6 protein-coding genes are annotated in these 9222 nt (G+C 44.5%); 2 read left to right on the plus strand and 4 right to left on the minus strand.

Going from position 1 to position 9222, the window contains the following annotated elements; translation table 11 throughout:
• Positions 1-274: 274 nt before the first annotated feature.
• Positions 275-724, minus strand: a complete 450-nt coding sequence (locus F8R90_RS32535; protein ID WP_196514179.1) for an orange carotenoid protein N-terminal domain-containing protein — start codon at positions 722-724, stop codon at positions 275-277.
• Between the two features lie 639 nt (positions 725-1363).
• Between F8R90_RS32535 and fdhD the strand changes: the two genes are divergently transcribed.
• On the plus strand, positions 1364-2236 hold the full coding sequence (gene fdhD / locus F8R90_RS32540) for a formate dehydrogenase accessory sulfurtransferase FdhD (protein WP_196514180.1): 873 nt from the start codon (positions 1364-1366) through the stop codon (positions 2234-2236).
• A 279-nt stretch (positions 2237-2515) separates the two neighbouring features.
• Here fdhD and F8R90_RS32545 read toward each other — a convergent pair whose 3' ends face one another.
• From F8R90_RS32545 to F8R90_RS32555, 3 genes are all read right to left on the minus strand, one after another.
• Positions 2516-5689, minus strand: coding sequence for an efflux RND transporter permease subunit (locus tag F8R90_RS32545; RefSeq protein ID WP_196514181.1), 3174 nt, complete (start codon positions 5687-5689; stop codon positions 2516-2518).
• Between the two features lie 304 nt (positions 5690-5993).
• Positions 5994-7343, minus strand: a complete 1350-nt coding sequence (locus F8R90_RS32550; RefSeq protein WP_196514182.1) for an efflux RND transporter periplasmic adaptor subunit — start codon at positions 7341-7343, stop codon at positions 5994-5996.
• A 684-nt stretch (positions 7344-8027) separates the two neighbouring features.
• Positions 8028-8420, minus strand: a complete 393-nt coding sequence (locus F8R90_RS32555) for a hypothetical protein (RefSeq protein ID WP_196514183.1) — start codon at positions 8418-8420, stop codon at positions 8028-8030.
• A 99-nt stretch (positions 8421-8519) separates the two neighbouring features.
• On the opposite strand from F8R90_RS32555, the gene F8R90_RS32560 reads away from it, so the two are divergent.
• Positions 8520-9194, plus strand: coding sequence for a response regulator transcription factor (locus F8R90_RS32560; protein ID WP_190892064.1), 675 nt, complete (start codon positions 8520-8522; stop codon positions 9192-9194).
• Positions 9195-9222 lie beyond the last annotated feature (28 nt).

Here is a 9222-nt window from a genome sequence, read left to right on the forward strand (position 1 = left end):
CGATTTAGTCATTAGTCGTTAATGACTAATGACTAGATTTACCGATGGCAATTCAAGAAAATGAGCCAAGCAATGTTTTCGTAGGCATGGGATGAGTTAAGTCTGATTTTTTAACAGACATTTATTAATTTGCATCAAGACTACCGCAAAGTTCAGCATCTCTGCGGTAGTTCTAAGTGAATATTAAAGTAGAGCAAAAGGAGCCAGATTTAGCTTAATTTGCTACTTTCAGTTATCCCCAATTCTAGAAAATATTGAGAGTTATTGGATTTAGCTAACCCATCGCTTGCACCGCACTCAACATAAAATTAACCCGCTGCTCAAACTCCAGCTTTTTGACCAATGCGACAAATTCATCCGTTTCGCCAGGTAGTTGATAGTCGGAAGGTACTTGGATGATGGTTCCATTGTCCATTCCTTGTGCCAGCAGCAGCCAAACCTCTAATTTGGCATTAGGACTTAGACTATTATAGGTTTGGCTAATATTGTTAGCTGCACCATTAATAATGTCGCGCTGTGCTTGCAGTTGCTCTTCTTTAGACAAATCTAGGATTTGGTCAAACACTGCTTTAGCAGGAGTTTCAACACTTTGAGGAGGTGCCGGGTTTAGCTGCTCTTTAAGATCCAAATAACCAAACCAAAGTAAGGCTAGCTGAGTATCTACATCAAAGCGTTGAAAAGTTTGTAAAGCTGGTCTTGTTGCTTCATCAACTGTGTAAGTCATAAAAAACTCCAACTAAGTTAAGGCTATTTTGATTTCCTTAGTTACTTACTAAGAAAATTTGCTTTTAGTACTTCATACAACTTAACGAACAAATACAGATAGATAACCCTACTTAGGGTAGGTATAGGACTCATTACATAAGACAGATATAGATAACCGAAGTTGCTAGTTACAAAAATGGCTGCTTCGATGTATAGGAAAGCTAAATAACGTCTGTGACTGTAAGCGATCGCTTGAAGGGATTGCTGATTATAAGCAACCATTCTGTATCTACCTACAGAGGTAAACCAGAATCAGCCCAGAGCACATATCAACAATACAGCAGATAACATTAGAATAATAGCTTACTAAACTGTTCAAGCCTCCCCCACAAACGCTTATTGTGGGGGTTTTTTGATGTCTATCTGACTTTTGCCGTTAAGTCTCAAAAGCCTTACTTACAAATAATTTATAAAAAAGCACATAGAATAGAGTACTTGAAATTCGGTGCTAAAGGTGACAAATCGTTTTGCTCAACAACAGGTGCAACGTGCCGAACAAGAAAAACAAAGAGCCGATCATTTAGCAGCAAAACTGGGAGAATTAAATATTGAGCGAGAAAATTTATAAAAATTGATCATGCCTAAAATTTTCTAGATAATGAATAGACAAACTGGCAGTAAAACCAAAGCGCAAGTTTGGGTTGTGGAAAATGGTAAAGTGCGATCGCGTTTAGACCAACTTACCACCGAAGAACCTTTAGAAATTCGCCTTGCTCCTCTCCAAAAGACGGTAGCTGTAACCATGCGGACACCAGGGGCAGATTTTGAACTAGCTGCTGGTTTCCTCTACAGTGAAGGAGTCGTTAGCCACAGGGAAGATATCCGACGTATCAGCTACTGTGTGGATGAATCGGTAGATGGTGAGCAACGCCATAACATTGTAAATGTAGAACTGCGGGATGGTTTGATTCCAGATTTACAGCCTTTGGAGCGTCATTTCTACACTAGTAGCGCCTGTGGGGTGTGTGGTAAAGCTAGCCTTGAAGCTTTGCGTCTACGGGGATGTCCAGTGATTCCTTCTGGGCCAACGGTAACACCTGAGATTATCTACAGCTTACCAGACAAGCTCCGGGCTGCTCAAGGTATTTTCACTGCTACAGGGGGTTTGCACGCTGCGGCTATCTTTAATATTCAAGGACAACTGTTAAACCTGTGGGAAGATGTTGGGCGACACAATGCTTTGGATAAATTGATTGGTTCAGCTTTGTTCAGTGACGAGTTACCTTTAAATAATTGTATTGTTTTGGTGAGCGGACGCTCTAGTTTTGAGATTTTGCAAAAGTCTACAACTGCTGGAGTTCCGATTGTTTGTTCTGTTTCCGCTCCCAGTAGTTTAGCGGTGTCTGTCGCCAAGGAATTCGGGATTACCTTAATTGGATTCCTGCGCGGAGAACGGTTTAATGTTTACACTGGTTTGCAAAGAATAAACGCTGCTGAGAGCAGTTCTCGTTTACGTGAGGTACACCCATAGGGGCAAGGCCAGTGCCCCTACACCTCGTGATGTAATGTTGTACCGCATCTGAATGGGAACCGCTATATAAGTAGGTAGGCATAATTAAAGATACAAGAAAATTCTAGTTTGTAGTGAGCGATTCATCGCTCGTAGCAAGGTTTCTCAGGACTAAAGTCCTTACTACAAACTTGGATTTATTTACGCCTAGCTACTTACCAATTCTGTATGAAGATGGAAATTAAGGAAAATGCCTTTAAAATGAAGTTTTTTAAAAGATTTTCCCACAAAGTCAATACCCTAGTTAGTAGCTAGTTTGTCCGGCTTTTTTGCAGATGGCGATCGCGGCGATTTCCGGCCAGAGATATCGTAAAGTAAACCCATAAGTGCGGGTACAACAGTAGGAGTCAAAATAGTCGAAAAAGCCAGACCACCTGTTAAGACAATACCTAATCCTTGATATAACTCTGAACCTTGTCCTGGTAGAACTGCTAGCGGTAACATCCCCAACACACTAGTTCCAGCAGACATGAAAATGGCACGTAAGCGATCGCTTGTCGCATTATATAAGGATGCATCAAAATCCTCACCTGCTTGCTGGAGTTGTAAGGCGCGATCAACTAGCAAAATGGCGTTGTTAACAACCACACCTGTAAGGATCACAAATCCCAAGGCTGTAATCATATCCAATGCCACATTCATTCCCGGAATCATGTTGGCAATTACTAGACTCAATAGTGCGCCACTCATACCCATCGGCACTGTTGCCATAATCACCACTGGGTAAAGGAATGAGCGATATAAAGCTACTAGTAACAAATAAGTAATCAAAATCGAAATTGCAAATGCAGCAGCTAATTGACCAACAGTTGTAGCCAACTGATCTGCTGAACCTGCTAGTTCTAAGCGATAGCCCGTTGGTAAACTCGCACGCAGAGGAGTCAGAATTTCTTCTTCGGCACGTTCTACCAGGGTAGCAAGGGGGGCATCTGGTGCAAGGGAAACTGTGAGGCTAATTGAGCGCTCTAAATTGACGTGGTTAATCGCATCGGCTCCCGTTGTTTCACGGATTTCGGCGATATCCCCCAGTTGCACTTGTCGTCCTTGTGCATATAGAGGCAATTGACGCAGTTGTTCTGGCGTTTCCACAGCAGTATTTTGTAGTTCCACCGAGACATCTAGTTCTTCTTTGCCATCAATGTAATTGGAAACAACTCGACCACCCAATGCTGCTTCTACCATTGAACCAATTTCCGCTTCCGATAATCCTACTTCCGCGATGCGTTCGCGGTTGGGAATCACTTGTAATTCACCTGCACCCAAGACAAAGTTTGAGCGCACATTCTGAACTCCTGGAAGCGATCGCAATTTGCCGGTAATTTGCTTTTCTAAGTCACCAATTTGGTTTAAATCAGCCCCAACAATATCCACTTCAAATTCTTTACCCGGATCGCGGAAGATAGAAATCCGCGTCGGGATGACAAAGCGGTATCCAGCAAAGTTACTACTTTGGGCGCGTAACCGATCCACCATATCAGCGAGTCCGGTAGTGGTGGCAAATTCTGGTTTTAAAATAGTTGCAATCCCGCGCAGTGCCCCTGGACGATCAACATACATGATGCGCTCAACTTCTGGTTGCGATCGCAGAAATTTTTGCACAGGTTCAGATTGTCGAATCGCTTCGGGTATACTGGTTCCCGGTAACGGTTCCGCTCGCAATACAACTAAGTTACGATTTCCTTCGGGTAGATAATCGGCAGGTGGTAAGAGAAAAATACTAGTCACGAGTAAAACAATCGGAATCGACAGCACAATTAACCTGCGACCAATACGCTTACGCCCCAGTGACCAACTAACAGTAGCGACGAGAAAGTTTTCCAGTTTGGTTTGGAAATGACGAAACACCGCAGAGGTTTTGGCTACCATCCGTTCAAACCAATTACCGCCCCGATATTCACCACCCTGCATCATTTGCATGGCTTCCGATTGCTTGAGGAACAAGCCCGATAGCATTGGTACTAAAGTTAATGCCGCAAACAGCGAGAATAGAGAAGAGGCAGAAAGTGCGATCGCCATATCAGCGTAGAGTTGCCCGGCTTCACCCGTCACCATTAACAAGGGTATAAACACCACTACGTTGGTTAAGGTGGAACCAAGCATTGCGCCCCAAACTTCCTGAGTACCTTCAATGGCCGCCCGCATGGCACTTTTGCCTTGCTGCATGTGAGTGAAGACATTTTCAATCACGACGATCGCATTATCTACGACCATACCCACTGCAAACGCCAATCCTGCCAAACTGATGATGTTTAATGTGCGTCCAAATGCAGACATGACAATGAACACCATAATCAGTGTAATGGGAATTGTAATTGCCACCACTGCAACGGTACGCATGGAACCAAGGAACAGAACTAAGACGATAGTTGCTAACAGTGCCCCACTAACTAAGTTGCCTTGGACAAATTCAATGGATTGATTGATATACTGGCTCTCGTCATAGTTGTAGACAAAGCGAATGCCTTGATTTTGCTTGTCAAACTCAGTTTGCAGTGCAGCAATTTCCGCCCGGATGCCTTTAGCAACCTCCGGCACATTCGCCCCAATTTGCCGAATTACACCAATTGCTGTCCCAGGTTTGCCATTGAACACCAACGCCCCATCTTGGGGTTTGCGTCCCATCTGGACTGTTGCTACATCTCGCAAGTAAACTGTGCCCGATTGGTCGCGTCGCAACACAAAGCCTTCAATTTGCGATAAATCTTGCGATCGACTGATTGTGCGGACTCGATATTCTCGTCGTCCGAGAATTAACGGCCCACCCCGAATATCGCGGTTGTTTTCTTGAAGGACTCGCACTACATCGCCAATTGCGAGATTGCGATCGCTTAATGCTTTCGGATCAACCTTCACTTCAACTTCTCGTTCTTGTCCACCCACTAACAAAAACTGTCCAGTTCCCTCGACTCGCCGCAAACGGGGAATTACCACTTCTTCTGCTAAATCCCGATAACGGTCTGCATCCGGTTTAAATCCTTCTTTGGTATCAAACGGAATCCACATCATCGGAGAACTGTTACCACCCACCAGTTCCACACTCGATTCTTGAGCTTCTGGTGGCAAACTTCCCACCTGCTGCAAGCGGTTGAGGACATCTACCATCCGTTCTCTAGCGTTGGCATCCTGAGCAAATTCCAAGGTAATGCTGCTGCGTCCAGCACGAGAAGTACTGCTAATTTCTTGGACACCTAGCACCTCTTCCATCTGTTCTTCGATGGGGCGGGTAATTAGGTCTTCTACTTCTGTTGGCCCTGCGCCAGGATATGTAGTTGTAATAGTAATTTCCGGGCGATCGCCTCCTGGTTGCAATTCTAGGGGTAACTTTAGTAGGGAGAATACCCCGAACATTGCCAGCAAGCAAAACAAAACAAAAGTTCCATGTCGCCAACGAACGGCGGTTTCAATAAAACTCATAACTAATTCGTAATTCGTAATTCGTAATTCGTAATTCAGAAAGTCATATTTAAACTGGGTTTCCAGTCTTTTGAAGGAAAGGTTAAAGGAGAAAGAGACGATTCTTCCTCTTTAACCAACTTCTGCAAGAAGTCTATGGAATTGTGGTACAACCTATGTTTTGACAAGAGAGGTAAGACGATTTGGTGGACTGGAATTAGACTGGGTTGAAGCCTCATCTAAATTACAACCTCCTGCCTTCTCCCAAGGGGAGACGCTAAAAGCGATCTGCCTCCTGCCTCCTGCCTTCTGCCTCCTGCCTCCTTCAAGTTGGATCAACTATCTTTACAGGCGCACCATCTTGCAATCCATCACCGCCACGTAGCACAATGCGTTGACCGGTGCGTAAAGTGGGATGATAAATTGCGACATTTTTACCCATGTCAGAAACCATCTCGACTGGAATTTGTTTAGCTTTGCCATCTGCAACCGCAAAAACTAGCCACTCGTTTTGCCTTCTGGTTAATGCATCTCGTGATACCACAAAGCTGGAGCGGTTCGAGGGCATATTTAAGTTACCTGCGATCGCCATTCCTGGTATTAATCCTGACGGGGGTTTGTTAATTTGGACACGCACCATCTGGCGACGAGAGGCTGTATTGGCAGAAGGGACGACAGCAGTGATGGTGGCGCGTTGTTTCCATTTCGGTAGAGCGCGAGTTGTGAGATCGATTGTCATCCCTGGGGTAACTTTACCACTGAGTTCTTCAGGTAACTCTAGGAAAATGTCGAAGCGATCGCCTGCTACTAAGGTGACAATTTCACCAGAACTTTGTACCAAATCACCATTGCTGATATGGCGAGTCTGCACTATTCCTGATTCCGATGCCAGAATTCGCGTGCGCTGCTGTGCTAATTCTGCTTGAGCTAAACTGGCTTTAGCTGCTTCTACATTTGCCCGTTGGGCGGCGATTTCTTCTTGAATCGGCCCAGCTTTCGCTTCGGCAAGTTCTGCCTCGGCTTCTAACCGTTCTCCTTGGATGTTATTCAATTGTGCTTGGGCTTCCACTAACAATCTTTGAGATAAAGCACCCTCTTTCACAAGATCGCTAGTCCGTTTCAGGTTATCCCGTGCTTCCAGTTCTCGCGCCTTCGCAGATGTGACAGCCGCTTGCCGTTGAGCAATGATTTCAGGACGAGTACCAACTTCCAAACGTGCCAGATTGCTCCGTTGTTGTGCCAGTTGCGCTCGTGCTTGGGTAATTGCCAATTGCTGATCAGTATCATCCAGTAAAGCGATCGCCATTCCTACTTTCACGCGATCGCCTGGTTGCACTGAAATTTGCTTGACAATTCCGCCAGTTTGAGCGCGGATTGTTGACTGCTGAGTTGCTTCTACTTGTCCCAACAACTGGACACTTCTTGTAGCACTTCCAGTTGCGAGAGAGATTGTTTCAATTGGTTTTGGAGGTGGCCCTTGTTCCTGTGCAACAGAGGAGCGTGGTGCGCCTCCAGGAGCGAACATCCGCCATAGGATAATGCCACCGGTCGCCAGAAATAGAATCAGCAATCTCCAGAACCAAGGTTTACCCGAACGAGTCGGTGCTAACTCAGAAGGCACAGAACTATCTGATTGGGTTTCAACCTTTGAAACTTCAGTTTCAGAAGTATCCATAGCGATTAACGGTGGGCTACTGAGGGTTAAGGACTAACTATTAACCGTTGAAAGTGAACAATGAATAGTCCAATGTTCGCTATCAACAGTCAATTATTTAGATAAAAGTAAATTTACGTTACCTTTTCTGTAGTTTATTGGATAAATATGACATAGAAATGTCAAGGATAGTCATTGGTCATTAGACCTGCCTTGAAAATAAGGCAGGAGGCAGAAGGCAGGAGGCAGGAGGAAAAGACATTTTCATTGTTCCTTGTAAGCGCAGCTCATGGAGTCTCTTGCATAAATCAAAATTGAAGAAGAATTCAGCTATTCTGAATGGGCTTCGCCCCGCTGCGCTAACAGGAGTCAGCAATCTTGACGCTCGTTCCTCTCTACGAGACGCTGCGCAAAATCGCAGTGATGGATAAGGTGGGGTAAAACTAAAGCTAAAACCTTAGTAAATCAGGTTTCAGGTGAGGTTTTGAGAATCTATGCAATAAATAGATTGAATTCGGGTGGTCGTTTATTGAATTCGGGTAGTCGTTTATTGAATTCGGGTGGTCGTTTATTGAATTCGGGTAGTCGTTTATTGAATTCGGGTAGTCGTTTATTGAATTCGGGTAGTCGTTTATTGAATTCGGGTAGTCGTTTATTGAATTTGAATATGAAATGCAAAAATCAACTCTTCTCAACTCTTACTCTCTACAATAATGCATTGGATTCAATTATTAGTTCTTTAACTCGATCGCGCGGTAAACCTAACTCTTGACTAAGAGCGGCTTCAAGTTTACTGATATCTGTTATTGGAAATTCAAATACGATCCTTGTGAGAACTGAGTTATTGGTTTTAACGTTAACCCGTGAAATTCCTTCTTCGGGGAGAATTTCCACCTTGATTGCTACTATCCTTTTCATAATCTGTCGTGCCGATTGAGTATCTGCTAGCAGATATTTCTTGGTGAGATTGGAGTGACTTAAAATCCGATCTCCTACAAAGCCGCTCCCCAGCCAAAAAACTAACCCAATCAACGGCAAGGACAACCAAAACACAAAGCCTAACGATCGCAACGCTTGAAAAATTTGAAGTTGCTGCATGGAAGGTATAAGGTTGAGTGTTTCCCGTCACTTTTGCGTCATCCTTTTACCTTAATCTAAAATTAGCAAGGAAAAATTACGGCAACCTGAGCAAATAGGATGTTGATCTTACTAGTCGAAGATGACACATCGCAGTTAGAGCCACTGCGGGCAGCTTTATTAAAGGTGGGGCATACAGTTGATGCGATCGCAGATGGGGAAACAGCACAATGGTTTGCCTTTCGCAAAGACTATGACTTGCTGATTCTAGATTGGATGTTGCCTAAAGTTAGTGGCGTAGAATTGTGTCAAGTATATCGACGAGCAGGTAAGCTGACTCCTGTATTGATGCTGACGGCGAAAGACACGGTTTTAGATAAAGTAATGGGTTTAGATGCTGGAGCCGATGATTACTTAGTAAAGCCTGTAGATGTTCTGGAGTTATTGGCACGAGTCCGGGCACTAGGAAGGCGATCGCCTATGTGGCAAGGAGATATACTTAGCTTGGGCGATTTGCAACTTCATTTATCCAGTTTGACGCTGGAACTTGGTTCATTGACAACTCAACTTTCTAGCCGGGAGTTTCAATTGATGGAGTATTTAATGCGTCATCCTCGCCAAGTATTATCTCATAACCAGATTGAGCAAGCCCTTTGGAGCTACGGAGAGGAACCAGAAAGTAACGCGGTTACTACCTTAGTTCGCCGCTTGCGCCAGCGCCTACAAACCATTGGTGTAAAAGATTGGATAGAAACAGTGCATCGAATGGGCTATCGAATAAATCCGCCTTTCTAACCCGTCAGGGGGCAGGGGGGCAGGGGGC

Origin of the sequence: Nostoc sp. NZL (assembly GCF_015714705.1) — a bacterium.
GTDB lineage: Bacteria > Cyanobacteriota > Cyanobacteriia > Cyanobacteriales > Nostocaceae > Nostoc > Nostoc foliaceum_A.